Origin of the sequence: Hydrogenophaga sp., assembly GCF_030373245.1 — a bacterium.
In the GTDB taxonomy this organism is placed as follows: domain Bacteria; phylum Pseudomonadota; class Gammaproteobacteria; order Burkholderiales; family Burkholderiaceae_C; genus Hydrogenophaga.
The window spans coordinates 152,572-175,612 of the sequence record NZ_JAUCZF010000003.1; the positions used below are offsets into that span (position 1 = coordinate 152,572).

Genomic DNA, 23,041 nt, shown 5'->3' on the forward strand with positions numbered 1-23,041 from the left:
TCTCCTTCAGTGTGCTGCCCATTGGATCGTTGAGAGATCCACGCCATCTTTGAACATTTCCCAAAGCGGCGAGAGTTCGCGCAACTTGGCCACGTTCTCCTTGATGGTATTGATGGCGTAATCGATTTCTTCTTCGGTGGTCCAGCGACCGATCGTCATGCGAAGGCTGCTGTGGGCCAGCTCGTCGCTGCGACCCAGGGCACGCAGCACGTAGCTGGGCTCAAGGCTGGCCGAGGTGCAGGCCGAACCGGACGAAACCGCCAGGCCCTTGATGCCCATGATCAGCGACTCGCCCTCAACGTAATTGAAGCTCATGTTGAGGTTGTGCGGCACGCGCTGTGTCTCATGGCCGTTGATGAACACCTCTTCGATGTCTTTCAAACCAGCCACCATGCGGTCGTGCAACGCGCGAATCCGCTTGTTCTCTTCGTGCATCTCGGCCTTGGCAATGCGGTAGGCCTCGCCCATGCCCACGCACTGGTGGGTCGGCAAGGTGCCCGACCGCATGCCACGCTCGTGACCGCCACCGTGCATCTGCGCCTCGATGCGCACGCGCGGCTTGCGGCGCACAAACAGGGCACCGATGCCTTTGGGACCATAGGTCTTGTGACTGGTGAGGCTCATCAGGTCCACCGGCAGGGTTTGCAGGTCGATGTCCACCCGACCGGTAGCCTGCGCGGCGTCCACATGGAAGATCACGCCTTTCTCGCGGCAGATGGCCCCAATGGCGGAGATGTCCTGAATGACACCGATCTCGTTGTTCACGAACATGACCGAAGCCAGGATCGTGTCGGGCCGGATGGCGGCCTTGAACGTGTCGAGATTGACCAGCCCATCAGACTGCACATCGAGGTAAGTGACCTCGAAGCCCTGTCGCTCCAGCTCGCGCATGGTGTCCAGCACGGCTTTGTGCTCGGTCTTGACCGTGATGAGGTGTTTGCCCTTGGAGGCGTAAAAGTGCGCAGCCCCCTTCAAGGCGAGGTTGTTGGACTCGGTGGCGCCACTGGTCCACACGATTTCGCGCGGGTCGGCGCCGATCAGGGCGGCCACCTGCTCGCGAGCGGTCTCCACCGCTTTCTCAGCTTCCCAGCCCCAGGCGTGGCTGCGCGAAGCCGGGTTGCCGAAGTGCTCGCGCAACCAGGGAATCATGGCATCCACCACCCGCGGGTCGCAGGGGTTGGTGGCGCTGTAATCCATGTAGATCGGAAAGTGTGGCGTACTCATGGGTTTGACATCATGTAATGGGGTGATCAGAGCTTTCGAGCGACGTGCCCCGCATCGACCGAGGTGACAACGGGCGGCAGGGGTTGCTGCCAGCCCGCGCCACTTCACTTAGAGAACGCGGCGCCGAGCGCAAACACCGAATTGGGAGCATTCACCCGAATCGGCTTGACCACCGATGGACTGGAAATCGCTCGCTTAATGGCCGGCGCGTTTTCCACCACCAGGCCCTTGGCCAGCTGGTCGTCCACCAGCGACTGCAGGGATACCGAGTCGAGAAAGTCGACCATCTTGGTGTTGAGCGCTGCCCAGAGTTCGTGCGTCATGCAGCGGTGACCTTCGCCGAGGCAGTTTTCCTTGCCTCCGCACTGGGTGGCATCGATCGGCTCGTCCACCGAGACGATGATGTCGGCCACGGTGATATCGGCTGCCTTTCGGCCCAATGTGTACCCGCCGCCTGGACCGCGGGTCGATTCGACGAGTTCGTGTCGACGCAGCTTGCCGAACAGCTGTTCCAGGTAAGACAGCGAAATCTGCTGACGCTGGCTGATGGCAGCCAGCGTGACGGGACCGTTGTTCTGGCGCAGGGCCAGATCGATCATGGCTGTGACCGCAAAGCGGCCTTTGGTCGTGAGGCGCATTTTCAAGCTCCTTGGTGATGCTTGACTGTCGTTGGATGGCTCCACAGAACGCATGTCCCGAGAACCTCTCTTTCCGCCCACCCCACCCGCCTTTCGGGTCGTTTGTTCTAGGGCCGGCTTTCCCGACTGTTTTCGTCGAGTATAGCGGAAAGGCCCAGTGATTTGCTCCGGATTCTAGCCGAAAAACTGAGTTTGTCTAGGACAAACACGCAAAACACCGGGTGTGATGGGTGATCAGTCCGACATTTGCGCTGGTCACGCCCTGCGCCCAACGGGCACACTCTGTTGAGAGACGCCTCATGATTCCGCACTGTCGACCGGCCACAGCAGGCTCACTCGGGTCCCGGGATGGGCTGCCTCAAGCCGCAATTCGGCGCCCATCTCGAGGGCGCGCAGTCGCATGTGAGCCATGCCGCGCCCGGGCGGTCCCGACTCAGGATCCAGCCGTCCGAGCCCCACCCCGTCGTCGGTCACACTCAATCCCACCTGGCCAGCCTCATGCCAGGTCCGCACCGCGACGCGGCGGGCCTGGGCGTGTTTGACCACGTTGGCGATCACCTCTTGCAGGCAGCGAAACAGGTGCATCACACCCTGGGCTTCCATGCCAGCGACCGGCGGTACGCCCTGCACCTGCCAGTCCAGCTCGATTCCCGAGCCTTGCAGGGCAGGCTCGATGCGTCGGCGCAGCATGCCCAGCACGGTCGGCAGGTCGCCCTCCATAGGCTCAAGTGAATCCAGCGTGAGGCGCAGCTCGTCCAACGCGTGGTTGAGCATGCCGGCCACTGCCTCGGCATCCAGGCGTGAGCCGGCGCTGCGCACCAGGCTGAGCGTCTGCACCAGCTGGCTGCCCAGGCCGTCGTGCATGTCGCGCGTCAGCCGCTGGCGCTCGGCTTCCAGCACACGCTGGGTCTGGGCCACCCGCAAGCCTTCGACGGCGGCGTGCAGCTCAGCCTCGCGCTGGTCGACGGTGCGCGCCAGCTCGGCATTGAGCCGCTTTGTCTCCTCCAATGCATCGATCGTTCGACGCAGCAACACCCAGCCCATCACAAACATCAACACCATGCTGCCTGGCGTCATCCACCGGATGTCTGCGTCGCCCGGCAGGCCCAGGTGCACCACCAGGAAGTCGCGCACCCCTGTGATCAGCGTAGCCAGCGACACCACCGCCATCAGGCGCTGGTTCACGCCCATGCGCCAGCGCACCCGCAACATGACCCGCCCCAGCGCGAAGATGCAGATCAGCACAATGGCGCCCATCCAGACCCGATACAGCTCGTAATGATCGGTCCAGACCACCATTCCCAGCCACAGGGGCGCGATCACCATCATGCCGAGCACAAGCCGCTTTACCTGCTGCTGATCGAAGCGAAACAGTTCCGCGAGGAACAGGTAGGTCAGTCCGCAGTAAAGGGTAAAGCTGAGTTTGTGGAGGTAGTCCCAAAAACCGAACGCGCCCGGCAAAAACATGGGCGTGGACAGCAGCAGCCGCACAGTCAGCACCAGCAGGCCTGCTGCGAGCAGGCCAAACAGCCGCTCACCAGTGTTGAGCCAAACCAGCAGCGCGAGCAGCCCGAGCGTGAACCCGGTGGCTGCCACCATCCAGGTCAGGTTGACCTGCCAGCCTTGCAGCCAGAGGTGACGCTGCTGCATGGCGTCGCGCGGACCCACCCACACCGGTCCGAGCCCACTGATTCGCAGAGGCTGGCCCTGCAACTCGATGCGCAGCTGGTTGACCTGTCCTGGCGCGAACAGAAACTCCACCGGCAAAGGCGCGTAGTGCGAGCGCGTGCCAGTATCGGCATAGCCAGGCCCCCAGCGCCAGGCATCGGCCAACAGCTCGTGGCCGTTGAGCAGCAACCGAAAGCGAACACCCACCCGAGGCAACAGCACCGCGAGATCGGCCACCGCTTGGTCGGACGCGACGATCTCGGCGGGCAGCTCCAGCGTGTACACGGCCTGCCCAGCCCAGTTGCGCTCTCGGTTGTTCCACACATGAGGCAGGCTGACCACCTGAGCGGGCGCCACAGACGGCGAAGGGGTCTGCAGCAGCGCATGCGTCAGCACCCGAGCGCCCTCGATGTCGGTGGATTTCGTCACCAACCCGAGCGACACCAGCAGCAGAGTCAGCAGGACCGCAGTCCAGGCGTCTACCGGCAGGCCGGACAGCAAGCGGCGGGCGCGGCCCCAGGGAATCACAACAAGCCTCGCTCCTGCGCCACGCGGATCACCTGTACCCGGCTGTGCACCGACAGCTTGCGGTACAGATTCTTGACATGGCTATCGACCGTGGCCGGCGCGATGCTCAGTCTCAGCGCAATTTCCTTGTTCACATACCCCTGGGCCAGCAGCTGCAGCACCTCGGTTTCTCGCTGCGACAGAAGCATCTGGTCGGCCGACGAGACCGACGCAGTCTGGACAGCAGGCGGTGGATCGGCGCGAAAGCGCTTGAGGAGGCGACGCGCCAGCAGCGGGGAGATCGGTGCCCCACCCGCCCGGATCTGCTCGACCGCGAGCACCAGCTCCTGCGACGCGCAGCCCTTGAGCACGTAACCCGTCGCACCGGCCTCCAGCGCCTCGATCAGCCGCGACTCATCCCCAAACACGGTGAACACCAGCAGCTCGGCATCGGGCTTGTGCATGGCCAGGGTCCGCAACAGGGCTTCACCGCGTCCGTCGGGCAAGCCCAGGTCGACCAAAAACACGTTGGCCGGCGCGGCCAGCGCGTGTTCGCGGGCATGGGCCAGGTCGCGCGAGACCCCCAGCAGACGCCACCCTGGCCGCAGCAACAAGGCCTCCCGAACAAACTCAAGAATGGCCGGATCGTCCTCGATCAGGTACAGGCTGGTGGAATCTCTACTGTCCGGTGCGCGCGTGCGCGCAGCGCTTTGAACTGGCATGTTGGCAACGTGAAAGGCGTATCCATGTCCCGCCACGATTGCGGCGGCCCCTGCATGGGTACTTTTGGCGTAATTGTCCGCGAAATGGGCGGCGAGCCCCGATCGGTGGAGTTCCCCCCCGGTACGTGCCTCGGATACAGCGTCGGGACACCGGTGAAAGCGAGCATGTCGCCCGGCCCGGAACTCAGGCCACGTGGTCTTCGCCCGATGCGCCAAAAACCTGGGCTTTGAGGTGGCTGAGCTGGTCGCGCACGCTGGCGGCCTTCTCGAACTCCAGGTTGCGCGCGTGCTCCAGCATCAGCTTTTCCAGCCGCTTGATCTCACGCGACAGGTCTTTTTCGCTCATGTCCTCGGTGCTGGCGCGCAGCGCGCTTTCGGCGGCCAGGCGATCCGCTTCTTTGCCTGCCTTTTCGCTGTAGACACCGTCAATCAGATCCTTCACCTTCTTGTTGATGCTGCGCGGCACGATGCCCATGGCCAGGTTATGCGCCACCTGCTTGGTTCGCCGGCGCTCGGTCTCGCCCATGGCGCGCGCCATGGAGTCGGTCACGCGGTCGGCATACAGGATGGCGCGGCCATTCAGGTTGCGCGCGGCCCGCCCGATGGTCTGGATCAGGCTGCGCTCGGAGCGCAGAAAACCTTCCTTGTCGGCGTCCAGAATGGCCACCAGCGAGACCTCGGGAATATCAAGACCCTCGCGCAGCAGGTTGATGCCCACCAGCACATCGAACGCGCCCAGCCGCAGGTCGCGCAGGATCTCGACCCGCTCGACCGTGTCCACGTCGCTGTGGAGGTAACGCACCTTGACGCCGTTTTCCGTTAAATAGTCGGTCAACTGCTCGGCCATGCGTTTGGTCAGTGTGGTGATGAGTACACGCTCGTGCTTCTCCACGCGGATGCGGATTTCCTGCAGCACGTCATCTACCTGGTGCGTGGCCGGGCGCACCTCCACCTCCGGGTCCACCAGGCCGGTGGGACGCACCAGCTGCTCCACCACCTGGCCCGAATGCGTCTTCTCATAATCGGCTGGCGTCGCCGAGACAAACACCACTTGGCGCATGCGCTGTTCAAACTCTTCGAGCTTGAGTGGTCGGTTGTCCAGCGCGCTGGGCAGGCGAAATCCGTATTCGACCAGCGTGGTCTTGCGCGCGCGGTCACCGTTGTACATACCACCGAACTGGCCCATGAGCACGTGGCTCTCGTCCAGAAACATCAGCGCGTCTTTCGGCAGGTAGTCGGTCAGCGTGGAAGGCGGTTCGCCCTCGGCGCTGCCCGACAGGTGGCGCGAATAGTTCTCGATACCCTTGCAGTGACCGACCTCGCTGAGCATCTCCAGATCAAAGCGCGTGCGCTGCTCCAGCCGCTGGGCCTCCACCAGCTTGCCCATGCCCACCAGCTGGCCCAGGCGCTCGCGCAGCTCCTCCTTGATCAGCTCCACCGCGTTGAGTACCTGTTCGCGCGGGGTCACGTAGTGGCTGCTCGGGTACACCGTGAAGCGCGGGATCTTCTGGCGCACCTTGCCGGTGAGCGGGTCGAACAGCTGCAGGGTTTCCACCTCGTCATCGAACAGCTCGATACGGATCGCCATCTCGCTGTGTTCGGCCGGAAACACGTCGATGGTATCGCCGCGCACGCGGAACTTGCCGCGCGAAAAATCCTGTTCGTTGCGCGCGTACTGCATGCGCACCAGCTGGGCGATCAGGTCGCGCTGGCCGATCTTGTCGCCCACGCGCAGCGTCATCACCATCTGGTGGTAACTCTCGGGCTTGCCGATGCCGTAGATGGCCGACACCGTGGCCACGATCACCACGTCGCGCCGCTCCAGGATGCTTTTGGTGCAAGACAGCCGCATCTGCTCGATGTGCTCGTTGATCGCGCTGTCCTTTTCGATGAACAGGTCGCGTTGCGGCACGTAGGCCTCGGGCTGGTAGTAGTCGTAGTAGCTGACGAAGTACTCGACCGCGTTCTTGGGGAAGAACTCGCGAAACTCGCTGTACAGCTGTGCGGCCAGCGTCTTGTTGGGCGCGAACACGATGGCCGGGCGGCCCAGGCGGGCGATCACGTTGGCCATGGTAAAGGTCTTGCCCGAGCCGGTCACGCCCAGCAGGGTCTGGAACACTTCTCCGTCGTTCACGCCCTCGACCAGTTGCTCGATGGCCGTGGGCTGGTCACCCGCCGGTGGGTAGGGCAGAAACAGCTCGAACGGCGAGCCATCGAAACGCTGGAAATTGCCCTCGGCGGGCGCCTCGGTCACGGCCTCAGGCTGCGGGGGTGATGGATGGTGACGAAGGGGGGTCGTTGACATCAGCAGATTGTGCGGCAGGCGCGGATGCGGTGTCGGATGCTGGGTCGCGCGGCTGGCGTACCGCCGGCCTGGCCAGGATCTCCACGTACGCCTGTACAGCGCCCGTCTTGGCCAGCGTATCGAGTTCGCCAATCAGCGCAGCCACGTGCAGGACATGCGCCACCTCCTGGCTGGCGCCGAAGCGACAATCAAAATCCCAGAAATGCATGCCCTCGGGCAACTCTCGACGGCGCTCGCGCTTCAGGTATTTGCGGATGTCGTGCTTGACGGCCTCCAGCACGCGGTCGGGATGTTTGCCTTCTGGGCGCAGAGGATAGGTTTTTCGCATGAGGGTCCTTCGGAGCGTGCTGTCGCCCTGGGAGGACGGAAACCGGAAACGCAGGCCCCGATTATGGATCGAGCCGGATCTCGTACCCGCCCTCATCCAGATGCCGGTGCGGGCCGAACACCGCTGCCATGGCCGCACCTTCTGCCTGCTGCCAGTGCTCCAGCACGGTGCGCTCCTCCACCGTCAGCGCCTCGGGGTCAGGCGTCTCGCCGTGCTGGCCCAGGATGGCAAGGTAGGCGGTGTAGACCGGCGCCACCAGGGCCGCGTCGCCCAGGCTGGCGTCGAGTGACTGGCGAAACAGGCGCTCGGCAGCCTCGCGCTGAGCCGGCGTGCTGCCATCGGGTACAAAAAGCTTCAGGGAATAGGTCATCTGGCAATCTCGTGCAGGGCGCAGCGGGTCATAGGCACAATGCATTGATTATTCTCTTCGCAACACCCACCTCCAGGCAGGTGTCCGCTTCCACCTTCATGCAAGTCTCCCAGCCCACACCCAGCAAAGACGAGATCGCCTTGCTGCCCGAGTTCGACCGCCTCGGACTGGGCCAGATCACGCTGGTGGTGTCCGCCGCCCAGGCGCGGGAGGCCAGTGCGGCGCTGCGAGATCACGCCCACTGGGGCTTCGACACCGAAAGCAAACCCACCTTCTTCAAAGATCAGGTGTCCGACGGACCTCACATCGTGCAACTGGCGACGAAGGATCACGCCTGGGTGTTTCAGTTGCAGGACCTGGCCTGCCGCGCCATCGTGGCGGATCTGCTGGCGCACGACCAGCACACCAAGGCGGGCTTTGGCCTGGGCGATGACACCAAACGCATCCAGTCCAAGCTGCGCGTGGAGCCAGCAGCCGTGCTCGAACTCAACACGGTGTTTCGCGAACGCGGCTACCGCAAGGACATGGGGGTAAAGGCTGCGGTGGCGATCCTGTTCCAGCGGCGCTTCATCAAATCGAAAAAGGCGGCCACCTCCAACTGGGCCAATCCTCACCTGAGCGAAGCTCAGCTGATCTACGCCGCCAACGACGCCTACGCAGCGGCCCGGGTGCACCTGGCACTGCAACCCTAGCGCGGCAGGCGCAGCGGCGTGAGCAGGTCGCTCAGACCGTTGTGATCGATTTCGTGCATGAGGGCCAGCAGGCGCCCGATCTCGCCTTTGGGAAAACCCTCGCGGGCAAACCAGTTCAGGTAGTTGCCTGGCAGGTCGGCGATGACCGTGCCTTGGTGTTTGCCAAACGGCATGACGGTTGAGACCAGGCGCTCCAGGTCTTCGGGTTTCATGACGTGGCGCCGCGGTCGAGCCAGCTGCGCACCACACGATTGAACTCGGCGGGGCGCTGGGTCATCATCCAGTGGCCGGCGTCGAAGCCGTAGGCGGCGCAGCCCGGCGTGGTGCCGAGCGAGGCCAGCCAGTTGGCGGAGTGGAACATGAAGGGTTTGCGCTTGCCAAACAGGAACAGCGTCGGGATTTTCGGCCCAAACACCTTGCTGACTCGCGCCACGCCCGCAAGCCCGCCGTAGGACTTGAACCACTGCATCGCGTAGGGGTAGTTCATCTGCCAGCCCATGCGCTCGGGTGGCGTGGGACAGCCCTGCCCCTGTGCCATGAATCGCGTCATGCGGTCGCCCAAAGAGGGCCAACGCTGGCCCAGCTTCCACGCCATGGCCAACCACAGCTGGTAATAAGCGATTTTGAGCTTTTCCGTGGTCGTCAAGGCCTTGAGGTAAGCGCCCGAATTGGTGTCGCCGATGTCGGTGGCCACCACACGCAAGACGCGCTTGGGGTGGCGTGCGGCGTATTCGTAGCCAAAGAAACAGCCCCAGTCGTGCAGCAGGAGCGTCACCGGGTCGTGCGGACTGACCTCATCCACCACCGCACCGATCAGCTCACACATCTGGTCCACCGACACCGGTCGGGCCGGCTTGGCCAGGTCGTAGCCCGGCAGCGGAAAGCGCACGCAGCGGTAGGCATCGCGCAGTGCTTCCACGGTGTCGTCCCACAGGGCGGGTGAGTCCGGCCAACCGTGCAGCATCACCACCGTGGGCCCGGCCCCCTCTGCCCGCACGCTCAAGCCCTGCACATCGGTTTCTTCCATCACTTCCGGTCTCCTGTGTGTCCAGGGCAGATAGTAGTCGCGCTGGCTCGGACTCCGGTCGCGCACGGCACAACGCACCTCACACCCGAAGGCTGTGCAGCGTCGGCGATACTCGCCGCCATGCATCGCACCATCTTCACCACGCCTGTGGTCAACACCCTGCTTCGTGGTTTTTCGGTGGCTTTTCTGCGGCTCACCGGCTGGCGCGTCGAGGGCAGCCTGCCGCCCAACACGCCCAAGAGCGTGCTGATCGCCGCCCCACACACGAGCAACTGGGATCTGCCCTACACCCTCATGGTGGCATTTGCCCTGCGGCTCACGCCGTACTGGATGGGCAAGGCCAGCATCTTCAAGGCGCCCTTCGGTGGTCTCATGCGCTGGCTGGGTGGCATCGCGGTGGACCGAAGCCGGAGCAACAACCTGGTGGCCGCGTCGGCCGAGGCCATCCGGGCGGCCGATTTTTCGCTGCAACTCATCGTGCCGCCCGAGGGCACACGCAGCCAGGCCCGACAGTGGAAGACGGGCTTCTATCACATCGCCCACACCGCTCAGGTACCCATCGTCATGGCTTACATGGACTACGCCAGCAAACGCAGTGGCCTGGGCCCTGTGTTCCTGCCCACCGGCGATATCGACGCCGACATGGCTGCCATCAAGCGCTTCTACGCGCCGTTCAAGGGCAAGAACGCCACACAGTTCCACTCGTCAGACTGAGCAGCACGCCGAATCTGCCGGTTAACAATTCGTTGCACCAACCGTCGGGCCACCCCGCTGAAAAGCTGCTTGAATACGAGCGTGTGTCAAACCACCCAGCTCGACCGACGCTTTTCTGCTCTGATCTCACATGGTTTCTGTTCGCAACACCCTCGGTGACAGCATCCGCGCGATGCTCGGCATCAAGCCGCCACCACCCTCGCCCGAAGCGGTGGCCACCATCCGTGAGGCGATGTTGCAACTGCTGGGCGAAGACGGCCATGAGCGCCATCCGCAATTGCACACCCGGCTGCACCAGATTCACGACGCCCAGGGGCTGTGGCACATGCGGGTTGAGCTCTACGCCCACCTCTGCGAGCAGTACGACGAACCTCACGCGCGGGACTGCCTGGCAGCGCTGCTGCCGCTGTTCAAGGGCCAGGTGCCACGAGCGCTTCTGGACAGCGCCAGCCCGGGGGCAGGGCCTGACCGTTCCCGCTGACAGGCCGGTCGTGCGTCAGAGCGCCTGTCCCAAGCGCTTCACGCCGTCTTCGATCTTCTCCACCCCCACGGTGGCAAAACTGAGACGCAGTGTCGACGCGTCGGGTTGGGCAGCGTAAAACGGTGCGCCCGGCACAAATGCCACGTTGTGCTCGATCGCACGCCGTGCCAGTTCGCCTCCATCGTTGACCTTGCCACCCGCGCCGGTGAGGCGTGCCCAGATGAACAGGCCACCCTGGGGCTGCACGAAAGCGATCGCATCGCCCAGCTCACGCCGCAGCGCGCTGCCCATGGCGGCGGCGCGCTCGGCGTACACCGCACGCACTCGCTCCAGCGCCGCCGGCAAACGACCGCTGCGGAGGTAGTGCGCCGCGGTGGCCTGGGCGAAGGTGCTGGTGTGGGCGTCGCTGAATTGCTTGCACATGGTGGCCTTGGCCAGCAGTTCTGCCGGTCCCACCATCCAGCCCACTCGCAGGCCCGGCGACAGCACCTTGGACAAAGATCCACAGTGCACCAACACCTCGCGACTGCCCGGCACCTGGGCGCTCAGCGCCAGCAGGCTGGGAGGCGGCGGTGCGCCGAAATACAGATCGCCGTACGGATCGTCCTCCACGATCAGCGTGCGGTGTTTCACCGCCATCTCCAGGACGCGGCGGCGGCGCTCCAGGCTCAGCAGCGCGCCACTGGGGTTGCCGAAGGTGGGAATGAGGTAGACGAACTTCGGCTTGTGCTCGGCAATCAGATGCTCCAGGGCGTCGGTCTGCACGCCGTCACCGTCGACCGGGGCACTGATCAGCTGTGCGCCGTAAAGGCGAAAGCACTGGATGGTGGCGAGAAAGGTCGGACCTTCGACGATCACTTTGTCGCCGGGCGAAATCAGCGTCTTGCCCAGCAGATCGAGTGCCTGCTGACTGCCGGTGGTGACGATGAGCTGCTCGGGCGACACATCGGTCGCACCCTTGGCCTGCATGAAACCGGCAATCTGTTCGCGCAAGGGGTTGTAGCCCTCGGTAGCGCCGTACTGCAGGGCCGCACCCGGTTCGGAGGTGAGCGCGGCGTTGGAGGCCTCGCGGATGCCCTCCACATCAAACAGCGCACTGTCGGGAAACCCGCCGGCAAAGCTGATGATGCCGGGCTTGCCCAACAGCTTGAAAAGCTCGCGAATGGCGGAGGTCTCGACGTTGTTGAGGCGGTCGGCGAAAGGGGTGGTGAAGGGCATGGCGGGCTCGGAAGAGGCTGAACAATCCTGGATGGTAACCAGCGGGCGCTGCCCGCGGTTTGCCCGCGGCCATACCCAGCCGGAGCACCCTGGCGCCGCCCGGTCTGATGCCTGTCGCCCGAGCGCCAGCACTGCCTGCAATGAAGCCTCGCATGGCGAATGGAGTTTCACGGAAATGGGGCCATGAGGCCGTCGAAGGCGCGGCCTACCCTGCTGGTGCAGAGTCAGGCGTTCGGCAATGCCCCGACCCCTGCCCGCGATCTGGCCATGGCCGTCAACGAAGGGGCCATGGGCGAAACCGACCCCGCGCGGTTGATCGATCGTCAAGCTCCAGGGCCTGGCCGACACGGTGGGGCAGCGCATCGTCCTGCCCATTGCGCCACTTTCATGACCCCATTCTGAACCGCCCGCCTGCGTGTCACAGAAAAGCTCCTGGTGGCAATGAGAAAAATCGGTATCCAGGGCTTTGACACCACGATCAAGCGGCGCCTGCACTCTCGGGTGGCCTGAATGGGTCTGTGAGCGCTCAAGCTGCGGCCCGAAGCAAAACAGCACGGCTTTTGTGCCGGATTTCCGGCTTTGCCGCTGGCGCCAGGCCACCAGAATCGAGCAATCTGTGATGACTCCGCGAGAACTCCACATGTCCCCAGTGGCCGACTTTTTCAAAAATCTCACCCTGCCGGTGATGCCTGAGGTGGCTCACGAGCTGATCCGCTCGCTCAACGATGAGGATGTCCCGGTGCCGCAGCTGCGCGATGCCATTGCGCGCGACCCGGCACTGGCGGTGCAGTTGCTGCGTCTGGCCAACAGCGCACGCTACGGCCGCTCGCGTCAGATCAGCACGCTGGATGATGCGATCGCCCTGGTTGGCCTGCGCCAGGTGCGCGCGCTGGCGCTGGCCTCCTGCTTCAACGACGCCTTTCCGGTGGTGCCCGGCCTGGACCGTGAAACGTTCTGGCGCGAGAGCCAGAGCTGCGGCGGCCTGGCGCAATGGGTGGCCAGTGGCGTGGGGTCGGACAGCGAGCAGGCCTGGCTCAGCGGCTTCATGGTGCGCGTGGGTGAACTGCTCATGGGCATGAAGTCACCCAGCAGCGTGATCGATTTCGAGCGGCAGCCCAGCTACCCGGGCGCCCGGTGGGAACGCGAGCACGCGTTGCTGGGCTTCACCGAAGGCCAGGTCAGCGCCGAGCTGGCCCGCGCCTGGAATTTTCCCGACGCCATGGTCGACGCATTGAACGCCGCAGCCAAGCCCATGCAGGCGCAGCCGTTTTCGCAGCTGGGCGCGGTGCTGCACGTGGCCGAACTGCTGGCCGCTTCGGACGAGCTGAGCGAAGACGCAGTCGACGGCCTGCCGGCCGAGGTGCTGGGCGCGCTCAACCTCGATGCCGCATGGATGCGCAGCCGCCTGCCGCAGGCGCAGGCCTATGTGCAGGCGTCCACGCTGCACTGACAGCCGGACTCCCTTGCATCTCGCGCGATTCCGGCGCGCGCAGCGGCACCGCCACGAGCGCAGGTCGATGCGCCAGGAATCGCAAAGCGCAAGGTTTTTTACCGGTACGCAAACAGTTTCGCCATGGGACGAGGGCCTGGCTGAGCGTCTCCCTCCACGATGTCGCGGCGACAAGCCCTAGACTTGGCAGCCATGAAACCCGCTGCCATTCACGCCTTCTTCACCACGCTGCGCAACGCGAATCCGCACCCCCAGACCGAGCTGGAATACACCAGCGTGTTTGAGCTGCTGGCCGCGGTGCTGCTGTCGGCTCAGGCGACCGACGTAGGGGTCAACAAGGCCACGCGCCGTTTGTTTGTGGTCGCCAACACGCCGCAGAAAATCCTGGCGCTGGGACTCGACGGGCTGGAGTCGTACATCAAGACCATTGGCCTGTACCGCAGCAAGGCGCGTCACCTGCTGGAAACCTGCCGCATCCTGGTTGAACAACATGGTGGCGAGGTGCCGAGCACGCGCGAAGCGCTGGAAGCCTTGCCCGGCGTGGGCCGCAAAACGGCCAATGTGGTGCTCAACGTGGCCTTTGGCCAGCCCACCATGGCGGTCGATACCCACATCTTCCGCGTCAGCAACCGCACTGGCCTGGCGCCGGGCAAGACGCCGCTGGCGGTCGAACAGCAGCTGATGCAGCGCGTGCCACCCGAGTTCGCAGTGGACTCGCACCACTGGCTGATCCTGCTCGGGCGCTACGTGTGCCTGGCCCGCAAACCGCAGTGCCACCGCTGCGCGGTATCGGCCTGCTGCGATTTCAAACCCAAGACCCTGGGCTGACCACCTCGGTCACAGCGTGAGCTGCAGGTAGCCGCCGGGCTCGGGCGCCTCCTCAGGCCACTCGCTCACCCGCGCAATCGTCCGATGGCCGTGGCGCAGCACAAACTGCGCCGCGCGAATCGCGCCCGCGTGACACACCCAGACCGCATCCGAGGCGCCACTGTGCCGGGTATCGCACAGCGCCAAGGCCACGCGATCAATCACCTGCTGCGTGCTCTCACCACCACCCACGCGATGGTGGGCGAAGTCGGCCATCCAGCCGTCAAACGCGCTGCGGGGAATGGCGTCCCAGCGCTGCAGCTCCCAGGCGCCGAAATCCATTTCGTTGAGTCTGGGGTCAATCTGAGCCGGACCCAGGTCAGGCCGTTGGTTCCGCAGACCTGTCATGAGCTGCTGCGCGCGCGCCAGACCCGACACCCGGCAGGCTGCGCCTTGCGGCAACACCTCAGCCATCATGGCGGCCGCTTCTTCGGTGAGCGCGGCATCGGCGGCGACGTTGCTTGCGCCATAACAAAGACCTGGCGACAGCACCACACGCGCATGCCGCACCAGCCAGAGCCTCACGACAGGCCCAGGGCAAAGCCCAGGTAAAACATCAGCTCGCACACCTGTTGCGTAGCGCCCAAGCCGTCGCCGGTGAAGCCTTGCAGGCGACGCCGCAGCAGCCGCCACATCCAGCCCAGACCCAGGACCGCGCCCAGCAAAGCAGCCGCCCAAGGCGAAGCCGGAAAAACCATCAGCACCAGCGCCAGCGCCAGCGCCCACCACAGCATCCCGACGAGCAGGCCGGCGGTGCTGATGGCTTCGGCCAGCGGTTTGGATTTCGAAGCAGCCGTGTCGCCCACATGGGGCAGTGTTCGGATCACGAACAGTGGCAAAAAACGCGAGGTGACGTGGGCCCCGAACAGTGCCGCCACCGCAGGCCAGAGGCCGGCGCTCTGCGTAATCAGGGCCAGCAGCGCGGTCTTGCCCAGCACGGCCAGCACCAGCGCCAAGGCGCCGTAGCTGCCGATGCGCGAATCTTTCATGATGTCCAGCGCGCGCTCGCGGTCCAAGCTACCGCCCAGACCATCGGCAAGGTCGGCCAGACCGTCTTCGTGAAACGCCCCGGTGAGCAAGACACCGAACACGGTGCTGAGCGCCGCCGCGACCCAGGGCGACGCGTCCTGTGCTGGCAACAGCCACAACAGCGCGCCGAACACCGCTGCGGTGAGTGCGCCCACCAGCCAGCCGACCCCGGGAAAGTGCGCGGCGCTGACGCGCAGCATGGCAGGCGAAAACCCCACCCAGTCGGCGAGTCGACCCGTCACAGGGATGCGCGTGAAGAACTGAACCGCGAGCAGGTAGTGTCGAATGGGCTGGAGCAGCCCACGGCGGCGCGGCGCGTCGGGATCAGTGCCTTCGCGTGTCATGACTTCAGGGCGCGGTGAGGCTCGCGGTTTCACCCTGGCGAGACACCCCCGCCACCTCGAAGCTGGCCATCTCACGCAGCAGTGCGCAGGCCGAGACCAGCAGCGGCCAAGCCAGTGCCGCGCCCGATCCTTCGCCCAGGCGCAGGCCCAGGTCGAGCAAAGGCTGGGCTTTCAGGTGCGCCAGCATCAGCGCGTGGCCGCGTTCGCCCGAGCGGTGCGCGAACACGCAGCGTTGCAGCACGGCGGGCTGCAGCCGGCTGGCCACCAGCACCGCGGCACTGACGATGAAGCCATCGACCACGATCACGCGCCGCTCACTGGCGGCCTGCAGGATCGCGCCCACCATGGACGCGATCTCGAAACCACCCATGGCCGCCAGCACGGCCAGGGGCTCGCACGCGTCCGCATGGCGATGGAGCACCTGGCGCAGCACGGAGATCTTGCGCTGCACCGCTGGCTCATCCAGCCCGGTGCCTGCACCGGTGCAATCGGCCACATCCAGTCCGCACAGGCGCGCCAGCAGCAGCGCCGCCGCCGAGGTGTTGCCAATGCCCATCTCGCCCAGCAGCAAGGCGTTGCCCGGCAACTCGCGCACCAGGGCAGCACCACTGGCCAGCGCAAAACGAGCTTGTGCCTCGCTCATCGCGGGTCCTTCAAGCGAGTCGGCGCTGCCGAGCGCCATCTTGCTGATCACCAGGCCCGGCTGGAGATCGAAGGTGTGCGCCACGCCGCAGTCCACCACCGTGAGGCCCATGCCGTGCTGGCGGGCGAGCACGCTTACCGCTGCACCGCCAGCGAGGAAGTTCTGCACCATCTGCCAGGTGACCTCGCTTGGGTAGGCCGAGACACCGCGCGCAGCCAGTCCATGGTCGGCGGCGAACACCAACAGTTGCGGCTCTTTCAGCTCGGGGGTCTCATTGCCGAGGATCAGACCGATGTGCTGCGCCAAGACCTCGATGCGCCCCAGCGAGCCCACCGGTTTGGTCTTGTTGTCCAGCAGCCCTTGCAGGCGCGCGGCCAGCTCGGGCTGCTCGATCTCGGGCACGGTGGGCAGGTCAAACGGCATGGCGAAGCTCGGTGAGGGCAATGGGTTCAGCGGGGCAATGCCACCCACTGGTCGTCCAGGGCGCGCACGGCGATGCGGTGGTCGAACACCGCTTCGAGTGCGCGATGCGTGTCGGGGTGGTGGCAGGCGCCCAGGTGGCGCACGCGACCGGCGTCCAGCACCAGCACGTCGTCGGCCTGCAGCACCATGCCCAGCTCGTGCAGCACGCTCACCACCGTCTTGCCACTGGCCACCAGGTTGCGCACCAGCGCCAGCCAGTCGGCCTGGTGCGGCGGGTCGAGGTTGGCCAGCGGTTCGTCCATCAGCATCACCGAGGCCTCGACCGCCAGCGCGCGGGCCAGCAGCACGCGCTGGCGTTCACCGCCGGAGAGCGCGCCCAGCGGCCGGTCGCACCAGTCCCAGGCCTGGGTCTGTTGCAAAGCGTGCACCACTGCCGCGTGGTCGGCCTCGCTGGGCTCGGCCAGCCAGTCCAGGTGCGGCAGCCGACCCAGCAGCGCGACGTCGTACACCGTGAGGTCGTCGGCGGCGGTGTCGGCCGTGGCCTGACCCAGCCACGCCAGCGAGCGGGCGCGTTCGCGCGATGAGAGGCGCGAAAGCTCGCGCCCGTGCAGCCAGACTTCGCCCTGGTGGGGCAGCAGGCCTGCCAGCACCTTGAGCAGGGTCGACTTGCCGGCGCCATTGGGGCCCACCACGCAGGTCCAGCGCCCAGCGTCGAACCGCACGTCCAGCTCGCGCAACACTGGGTGGCGCAACGCGCCCTGCCCCAACGATGCGCTCAGACCGCGTGCCTCCATGGCGGGTACTTGAGCAGTGCTCATCGCGGCGACCTCCCCATCAGCCACAGCAAATAGCCGCCGCCCAGCACCGCCGTCAACACACCCACGGGCAGCTCCTGCGGTGCCATGAGGCCACGCGCCAACGCGTCGGCCAGCAGCAGCAGCGCGCCCCCCATCAGGCTGGAAAGCAGCACCAACCGCGCGTGCGTCGTCTTGACCACCGCGCGCACCAGGTGCGGTGCGGCCAGTCCCACAAATGCGATCAGGCCGGTCTGCGCGACCGCCGCGCCAGTGGCCAGCGCCATCACCGCCACCAGCGCCAGGCGCAACGGCACCAGCGGCAGGCCCAGGCTGTGTGCGGTGGCCTCGCCCAGCACCAGCGCGTCCAGCACCCGCGCCAGCGCCCAGGCGACAGTCAGGCACAGCGCCCACACCACCGCCATCGTGGTCACGGCACTCCAGCCAACAAAGGCCGTTGTGCCCAGCACATAGGCCTGCAGACTTTGCAGGGTCTCAGGAAACGACAGGGTGATGAGCGACGTGAAAGCCCCCAGCACGACACCGACCACGACGCCCGCCAGCAGCAGGCGCAGGGTGTGTTGCACGCCGCGCGCCAGCGCCAGCGTGAGCAACACAGCGGCCACCGCGCCGACAAAAGCCGCGCCCGTCAGACCCAGGCTCAGCAGCCAGTCGGCCGCCAGCGGCGATGCGCCCAGCGCCACCAGCGCCAGCGCCACGCCCAGCGAGGCGCCCGATGCGCTGCCAAGCAGAAACGGATCGGCCAGCGGGTTGCGAAACAGGCCTTGCGCGACTGCGCCGGCCAGGCCCAGCAGGGCGCCCGCCGTGTAGGCACCCAGGCTGCGCGGCGCTCGAATGTCCCACACGATCTGGCTGGCCACCGGGTCCGCCAGCATCTGCCAGATGGCTTGCATACCGGTGCTGCCGACCCCTAGGCTCAGTGCACCCAACACCAGCGACAGCAGCACCAGCAACGCGCCCAGCCCCCAGGCGCGACGAGGCGGTCGTGGCGGCGCCGACGCATCGACATCCAGGGCGCTGGTGAATGTGGGCATGGTCCTCAACTCAGGGCGCCTTGCGCCTCAGGCAGTCGGCCATCAGGCGAGCGGCTTCGGCCATCCGGGGCCCGGGGCGCACCAGCACGTCGGATTCTGCCGGGCTGAACACACACAGCCGCTGCTCGCGCAGCGCGCGCATCTTGGCCCAGCCTGGACGCTGCGTGAGCCCCGGCGAAGTCTGGTCACCCACCATGATCAGGTCGGGATCGGCGCGCACCACAAACTCCGGGTTGACGCGGGGAAACGGTCCCATGGCAGCAGGCAGGATGTTGCGCGCGCCCAGCCTGGTGAGCAGCTCGCCAATGAAAGAGCTTTCGCTGGCGCCGTAGGGCGCGTTGTTGACTTCGAAATACACCCGAGCGCCGCGGCTGGACGCGGGCAAGGATTGCGCCAGCGTCGACAAGGCCTGGTCCATGGCCTGCCATTGCAACGCCGTTTGCGCGGCATCCAGCCCCAGCAACTGGCCCACCTGCGTCATCACCCGCTGCAGCCCGGCGAGGTCGGTGGGCTCCAGCACCACCACCTTGAGGCCCAGCGCCTGCAGCTGTTCGACCCCGCGCGAGGAACGCGCGATCAGCACCGCATCGGGCCGCAGCGCCAGCACCGCTTCCACGCTGGGATCGATGCCACCGCCCAGCTTGGGCAGGCCTTGCACCGCAAGTGGCCAGTTGGAATACCGATCCACACCCACCAGCCGATCACAGGCGTTCAGCGCACACACCGTTTCGGTCAGCGAGGGCAGCAGCGAGACGATGCGCTGCGGCGGCATGTCCCAGCGGTGGGTGACGCCGCGGTCGTCGGTGACCTGGGTACCTGCCGCGAGCGACCAACCGCTCACCAGCACCAACCAGCAGCCGAGCAAGAACTTCAGGGTGTTCATTCGCCACCCTTCACCGTGATTGCACAGCCTGCCACCATGAGGCTCACGCGATCACAGCCGGCGGCGATGCGCTGGTTGAGCAGGCCCAGCGCATCCACAAACGCCCGAACATCGCGACCCATGGGAATCACGCCCAGTCCGATCTCATTGCTCACCAGCACCACCGGGCCTGGAGCCTGTCGCACCGCATCGCACAGCACATCGACCGTTTGAGTGATCCCGTCAGGCACCAGCGCATCGCCTTGCGCGGGCATGAGCAGGTGGGTCAGCCAGAGCGTGAGGCAGTCCACCACCAGCAGGGATTGTGGCGCGCTGTGGCGGAGGATCGCCTCGGCCAGGTACCGGGGCTCTTCCACCGTCTGCAGCGCAGGCGCACGGGTGGCGCGGTCTTGCTGGTGGCGGGCGATGCGCGCGGTCATTTCGGCATCGGCCGGCAATCCCGTGGCGATCAGCACCGCACTGCGCTCGCCACCCGCCCGCATCCATCGGTTCGCCAGTTGCTCGGCGCGTGCCGACTTGCCGCTTTTTTGTCCGCCCAGGATGAGCTCGGTGCGTGGGCTATCCATGGCGGACCATCCAGTTTTTCACAATCTCGTGCAGCTGCTCCACCCCATCGGTCAGCGCGGCCGGGCCGGGCTGCAGGATGTTGGCCGACTTGATTTCAAACAGCTGCTGGTTGACCAACGCCGGCACAGCCTCCCAACTGGGTCGCGCCGCCACCTTTTCGGGCCGGAAGTGTTTGCCGCACCAGGAACCGATGACGATGTCGGGCGAGCGGCGCACGATCTCCTGCGGGTCGGCAATGATCCGCTGCTTGCCCATGGGCTCCCGCGCCAGCTCGGGAAAGCAATCATCGCCGCCCGCGATGCCGATCAGCTCCGACACCCAGCGGATCGCACTGATTGGCGGCTCGTCCCATTCCTCGAAATACACCCTCGGGCGTCGCTTGCCAGACGCTTGTAGCGCGCGCGCCGCCGCGTCGATCTGCACCAGCCGCTCGCGCATGGTCGCGATCTGCACCAGGCCCTCGTCGGCACAGCCCACCATGGCCGCCACCTGGTACAGCATGTCGAAAATTTCGTGCACGCTGCGCTGGTTGAACACGGTCACTTGCACGCCCGCCCGGATCAGCGCCGCCGCGATGTCGGCCTGCAGGTCAGAGAAGCCGAACACACAGTCGGGCCGCAGCGCCAGGATCTTGTCGATCTTGGCGCTGAGAAACGCGCTGACTTTGGGCTTTTCCTCACGTGCCCGACGCGGCCGCACCGTGTAGCCGGAAATGCCGACGATGCGCGCCTCCTGCCCCAGCCGATACAGCCACTCGGTGGTCTCCTCGGTGAGACAGACGATGCGTTGTGGGCCGGGCAACATGATGGGTTTCTTGATGGTGCTCGAGCACTCAGAACTGGGGACGCCAGTCCAGGCCCAGGTAGAGGCTGCGCGGCTGCTGGTTGTAGCCGTACACGGTCTGGTAGCTCTTGTCGGTCACGTTGTCGATGCGGGCGCGCAATTTCACGTCTTTCCTCAGCGCATATGAAGCTGCGAGGTCGAGCACGGTGAAAGACGGCAAGTTGGTTTGGACGGCAGCAAACGTGGCGGGATCGGCGTAGCGATCGCGGCGCGAACCGGTGTGCCGAAGGTCAGCATCCAGCGTCACACCCGCAACCGTGTGCGAAGCACCGAGCGACCACAGCGTCTTGGCGCGGCGAGTGAGCGCAAGGCCGGTGATCTCGTTAGTCGGGTCTTGCAGTGTCAGGCCAGCGCGCAACAGGGTCTCGCCCAGCGAGCCCTTGTATGACATTTCCAGGCCGCGGTTGCTGGTGCGGCCCAGGTTGGCGAAGGTGAAGGTGGCGTTGTCGAAGTCCAGCTGGTTGGTCACGCGGGTGTCGAACCAGGTGGCACGCAGCAGGTGCGTACCGCGCTCAAACTGCAGCCCCAACTCTTGGCTGCGCGCTGTCTCGGGTTGGAGATTGGGGTTGCCAAAGCCTGGCGCAAACAGATAGCCCAGGGGTGGCGCGTTGAAAGCGGTGGACGTGCTCGCCAACAGCTTGAACTGCGAGGTGATCGGCAGGCTGTAACCCAGGTAGCCGGTGGTTTCTGACAGGTCGCCCACGTCGTCAAGCCGCAGGTTGAGTTGAACACGACCGGGACCCAGCGCGCCCTCGACGCCGGCAAACAGCGCCTTGGCATTGCGCTTGACGTCGTATGGCGCACCGAACGCCGACGTGGTTTGTGTGGCTACCCGCTGCCATTGACGTTCCACGCCTGCGGTAGCCAGCCAGTTGTCGCCCAGAGCGATGGTGTTGACCCAGGAGAACACCATGGCACTGGTGCGAAAGCCATCGTCGGATCCAAACGCTCCGTTGTCGCTGGTTCGGCTGCGGTCCGACTGCTCGCTCAGCGAAACGCGGCTGCGCCAGTCGCCCCAGGTGCTGTCCGAAAACAGCGTGGCATGGCTGATGCGGGTGCTTGAGGTCTGCAAATCGGTAGCGGCGCCGTAGGCGTTGTCGTAATCGGTGTCGCCCACTGATCGGCTCAGCCGCACGCCCGCCTGGTGGCGTGGCGCGAGCTGGTGCGTGAGCGACAGATTGAGCGAGGTGTTGGCGTAGCCATCGGCGTCAGGATTCGCGCCAGCGAACTGCGCCGGATCGACGGAGGAGAAACCATCGGTGCGAAAGCGCGAGGCGCCAGCGCTGATGGCGGTGTCGCCCACCTGGGTCGATACCTGGGCCGCGAGCTTTCGGGTGGCGCGGGGGCCGACTTCTGCCGACAGCTGGGCAGCAGGTTCGCGAGCACCGCTGCGGGTGAATATCTGGATCACGCCTCCAATGGCACCAGAGCCGTAGATCGCCGACACGTTGCCGCGCACGATTTCAACCCGCTCAATGTTGTCGAGCATCAGGTGCTCCAGACTCACCGCGCCCGAGGCATCCTGCTTGTTCAGCGGCACACCATCGACCAGCACCAGCGTCTGCAGCGAAGGGGCTCCGCGCAGGAACACGCTGGAGACAGTGCCCACGCCACCGTTCTGCGTGCGCTGCAGTCCGGCCTCGCGCTGCAGCAGCGTGATCAGATCACTGGCCTGCGAGCGTTCGATGTCCTCGCGACTGATCACCGTGGTGTGGTGCATGGCCGCGCTCAGCGGCAAAGGGTTGCGGGTAGCGGTGACCACCGTCTCGGCCAATGGGGGCGTCGATGCGTCCTGAGCCAGGACGGGCAAGGGCAAGAAGGCCGGAAGAAGGGCCAGGGTCAGCGCAGCCACTGGGGTGCGCAGGTTGCGGGTTTTCATGAAACAACGAACAGGACAAGGGCCCTCACCGCCTTCCCCGACGGTGCATGGACATCACGGTGGAGCTTCCCTGCGGACGCACCACCACCTCGTTGGCCGGTATCCGGGCTGGCAGAGCGACCTTCATCACCTTCCCAGACGCTGAGCGTCCAGTGGCTGATGGATGAAAGCGGAGCGTTCCGAGAATCTCGGTCGGCTCGTCTGCTTACCGTTGCGGGGGCAGCGCAGGTTAGGTCGGTCCAGTGTGAACTTTCCCTCCTGCTTCCCGTTGAACTGCGGCATGTGAACCACACCGCGAGCACCAACGCCGATGATTGTAAGCCCCGGCCCCGGGCTGCAACCCTACAATGACTGACACAAACGTTCACAA

24 protein-coding genes and 1 riboswitch are annotated in these 23,041 nt (G+C 65.5%); of the genes, 5 read left to right on the forward strand and 19 right to left on the reverse strand.

What is annotated here, in order from left to right:
- Positions 1-6: 6 nt before the first annotated feature.
- The 7 genes from QUV25_RS08780 to QUV25_RS08810 form a co-directional block, all read right to left on the reverse strand.
- Complete coding sequence (locus QUV25_RS08780; RefSeq protein ID WP_300863234.1) at positions 7-1,224, reverse strand: IscS subfamily cysteine desulfurase; 1,218 nt, start codon at positions 1,222-1,224, stop codon at positions 7-9.
- Between the two features lie 104 nt (positions 1,225-1,328).
- Complete coding sequence (gene iscR, locus QUV25_RS08785; protein WP_291013747.1) at positions 1,329-1,862, reverse strand: Fe-S cluster assembly transcriptional regulator IscR; 534 nt, start codon at positions 1,860-1,862, stop codon at positions 1,329-1,331.
- Between the two features lie 297 nt (positions 1,863-2,159).
- Positions 2,160-4,058 carry an ATP-binding protein gene (locus tag QUV25_RS08790; RefSeq protein ID WP_300863236.1) on the reverse strand — a complete coding sequence of 633 codons (1,899 nt, stop codon included), beginning with the start codon at positions 4,056-4,058 and terminating at the stop codon, positions 2,160-2,162.
- On the reverse strand, positions 4,055-4,759 hold the full coding sequence (locus tag QUV25_RS08795) for a response regulator transcription factor (protein WP_300863237.1): 705 nt from the start codon (positions 4,757-4,759) through the stop codon (positions 4,055-4,057). Before QUV25_RS08795 ends, QUV25_RS08790 begins: the two co-directional genes overlap by 4 nt.
- Positions 4,760-4,943: 184 nt before the next feature.
- A complete protein-coding gene (gene uvrB / locus QUV25_RS08800; protein ID WP_300863238.1) occupies positions 4,944-7,064 on the reverse strand; it encodes an excinuclease ABC subunit UvrB in 2,121 nt (706 codons plus the stop codon).
- A complete protein-coding gene (locus QUV25_RS08805; protein WP_300863240.1) occupies positions 7,018-7,392 on the reverse strand; it encodes a DUF6172 family protein in 375 nt (124 codons plus the stop codon). Before QUV25_RS08805 ends, uvrB begins: the two co-directional genes overlap by 47 nt.
- 61 nt (positions 7,393-7,453) lie before the next feature.
- Positions 7,454-7,762: a hypothetical protein gene (locus QUV25_RS08810; protein ID WP_300863241.1), complete on the reverse strand. Its 309-nt coding sequence runs from the start codon at positions 7,760-7,762 to the stop codon at positions 7,454-7,456.
- Between the two features lie 98 nt (positions 7,763-7,860).
- Here QUV25_RS08810 and QUV25_RS08815 point away from each other — a divergent pair, with 98 nt between their 5' ends.
- Complete coding sequence (locus tag QUV25_RS08815) at positions 7,861-8,454, forward strand: 3'-5' exonuclease domain-containing protein 2 (RefSeq protein ID WP_300863242.1); 594 nt, start codon at positions 7,861-7,863, stop codon at positions 8,452-8,454.
- Here the strand turns inward: QUV25_RS08815 and QUV25_RS08820 are convergent.
- Together QUV25_RS08820 and QUV25_RS08825 are read right to left on the reverse strand one after the other, a co-directional pair.
- Positions 8,451-8,666, reverse strand: coding sequence for a DUF3820 family protein (locus QUV25_RS08820; RefSeq protein ID WP_300863243.1), 216 nt, complete (start codon positions 8,664-8,666; stop codon positions 8,451-8,453). The genes QUV25_RS08815 and QUV25_RS08820 overlap by 4 nt on opposite strands.
- Positions 8,663-9,481, reverse strand: a complete 819-nt coding sequence (locus QUV25_RS08825; RefSeq protein ID WP_300863244.1) for an alpha/beta hydrolase — start codon at positions 9,479-9,481, stop codon at positions 8,663-8,665. The genes QUV25_RS08820 and QUV25_RS08825 overlap by 4 nt, the downstream gene beginning before the upstream one ends.
- A 120-nt stretch (positions 9,482-9,601) precedes the next feature.
- On the opposite strand from QUV25_RS08825, the gene QUV25_RS08830 reads away from it, so the two are divergent.
- Both QUV25_RS08830 and QUV25_RS08835 read left to right on the forward strand, forming a co-directional pair.
- On the forward strand, positions 9,602-10,195 hold the full coding sequence (locus tag QUV25_RS08830; protein WP_300863246.1) for a lysophospholipid acyltransferase family protein: 594 nt from the start codon (positions 9,602-9,604) through the stop codon (positions 10,193-10,195).
- Between the two features lie 130 nt (positions 10,196-10,325).
- The gene (locus tag QUV25_RS08835) at positions 10,326-10,676 is read left to right on the forward strand and encodes a hypothetical protein (RefSeq protein ID WP_300863248.1); all 351 of its coding nucleotides are present in this window, start codon (positions 10,326-10,328) and stop codon (positions 10,674-10,676) included.
- 15 nt (positions 10,677-10,691) lie between these two features.
- Here QUV25_RS08835 and QUV25_RS08840 read toward each other — a convergent pair whose 3' ends face one another.
- The gene (locus QUV25_RS08840; protein ID WP_300863250.1) at positions 10,692-11,894 is read right to left on the reverse strand and encodes a PLP-dependent aminotransferase family protein; all 1,203 of its coding nucleotides are present in this window, start codon (positions 11,892-11,894) and stop codon (positions 10,692-10,694) included.
- Positions 11,895-12,534: 640 nt separating this feature from the next.
- Between QUV25_RS08840 and QUV25_RS08845 the strand changes: the two genes are divergently transcribed.
- Together QUV25_RS08845 and nth are read left to right on the forward strand one after the other, a co-directional pair.
- Positions 12,535-13,344, forward strand: a complete 810-nt coding sequence (locus tag QUV25_RS08845) for an HDOD domain-containing protein (RefSeq protein WP_300863251.1) — start codon at positions 12,535-12,537, stop codon at positions 13,342-13,344.
- 192 nt (positions 13,345-13,536) lie between these two features.
- Entirely contained in the window at positions 13,537-14,172 is a 636-nt protein-coding gene (nth, locus tag QUV25_RS08850) for an endonuclease III (protein WP_300863253.1), read from the forward strand.
- Between the two features lie 9 nt (positions 14,173-14,181).
- Here the strand turns inward: nth and QUV25_RS08855 are convergent, their stop codons facing one another.
- Genes QUV25_RS08855 through QUV25_RS08895 form a run of 9 tightly spaced genes read right to left on the reverse strand, consistent with a single transcriptional unit; the run spans position 14,182 to position 22,671 of the window.
- A complete protein-coding gene (locus tag QUV25_RS08855) occupies positions 14,182-14,736 on the reverse strand; it encodes a histidine phosphatase family protein (protein ID WP_300863254.1) in 555 nt (184 codons plus the stop codon).
- Positions 14,733-15,584: an adenosylcobinamide-GDP ribazoletransferase gene (locus QUV25_RS08860; protein ID WP_300863255.1), complete on the reverse strand. Its 852-nt coding sequence runs from the start codon at positions 15,582-15,584 to the stop codon at positions 14,733-14,735. The genes QUV25_RS08855 and QUV25_RS08860 overlap by 4 nt, the downstream gene beginning before the upstream one ends.
- A 4-nt stretch (positions 15,585-15,588) precedes the next feature.
- Complete coding sequence (gene cobT / locus QUV25_RS08865) at positions 15,589-16,650, reverse strand: nicotinate-nucleotide--dimethylbenzimidazole phosphoribosyltransferase (RefSeq protein ID WP_300863570.1); 1,062 nt, start codon at positions 16,648-16,650, stop codon at positions 15,589-15,591.
- A 26-nt stretch (positions 16,651-16,676) separates the two neighbouring features.
- Complete coding sequence (locus QUV25_RS08870) at positions 16,677-17,468, reverse strand: ABC transporter ATP-binding protein (RefSeq protein ID WP_300863257.1); 792 nt, start codon at positions 17,466-17,468, stop codon at positions 16,677-16,679.
- Complete coding sequence (locus QUV25_RS08875) at positions 17,465-18,499, reverse strand: iron ABC transporter permease (RefSeq protein WP_300863258.1); 1,035 nt, start codon at positions 18,497-18,499, stop codon at positions 17,465-17,467. The genes QUV25_RS08870 and QUV25_RS08875 overlap by 4 nt, the downstream gene beginning before the upstream one ends.
- Positions 18,500-18,509: 10 nt before the next feature.
- Entirely contained in the window at positions 18,510-19,382 is an 873-nt protein-coding gene (locus tag QUV25_RS08880; protein ID WP_300863260.1) for an ABC transporter substrate-binding protein, read from the reverse strand.
- Complete coding sequence (locus QUV25_RS08885; protein ID WP_300863262.1) at positions 19,379-19,948, reverse strand: bifunctional adenosylcobinamide kinase/adenosylcobinamide-phosphate guanylyltransferase; 570 nt, start codon at positions 19,946-19,948, stop codon at positions 19,379-19,381. Before QUV25_RS08885 ends, QUV25_RS08880 begins: the two co-directional genes overlap by 4 nt.
- Entirely contained in the window at positions 19,941-20,753 is an 813-nt protein-coding gene (locus tag QUV25_RS08890) for an ABC transporter substrate-binding protein (RefSeq protein WP_300863263.1), read from the reverse strand. The genes QUV25_RS08885 and QUV25_RS08890 overlap by 8 nt, the downstream gene beginning before the upstream one ends.
- 28 nt (positions 20,754-20,781) lie before the next feature.
- Positions 20,782-22,671: a TonB-dependent siderophore receptor gene (locus tag QUV25_RS08895; RefSeq protein ID WP_300863264.1), complete on the reverse strand. Its 1,890-nt coding sequence runs from the start codon at positions 22,669-22,671 to the stop codon at positions 20,782-20,784.
- Between the two features lie 76 nt (positions 22,672-22,747).
- A riboswitch (cobalamin riboswitch) is annotated at positions 22,748-22,992 on the reverse strand.
- Positions 22,993-23,041 lie beyond the last annotated feature (49 nt).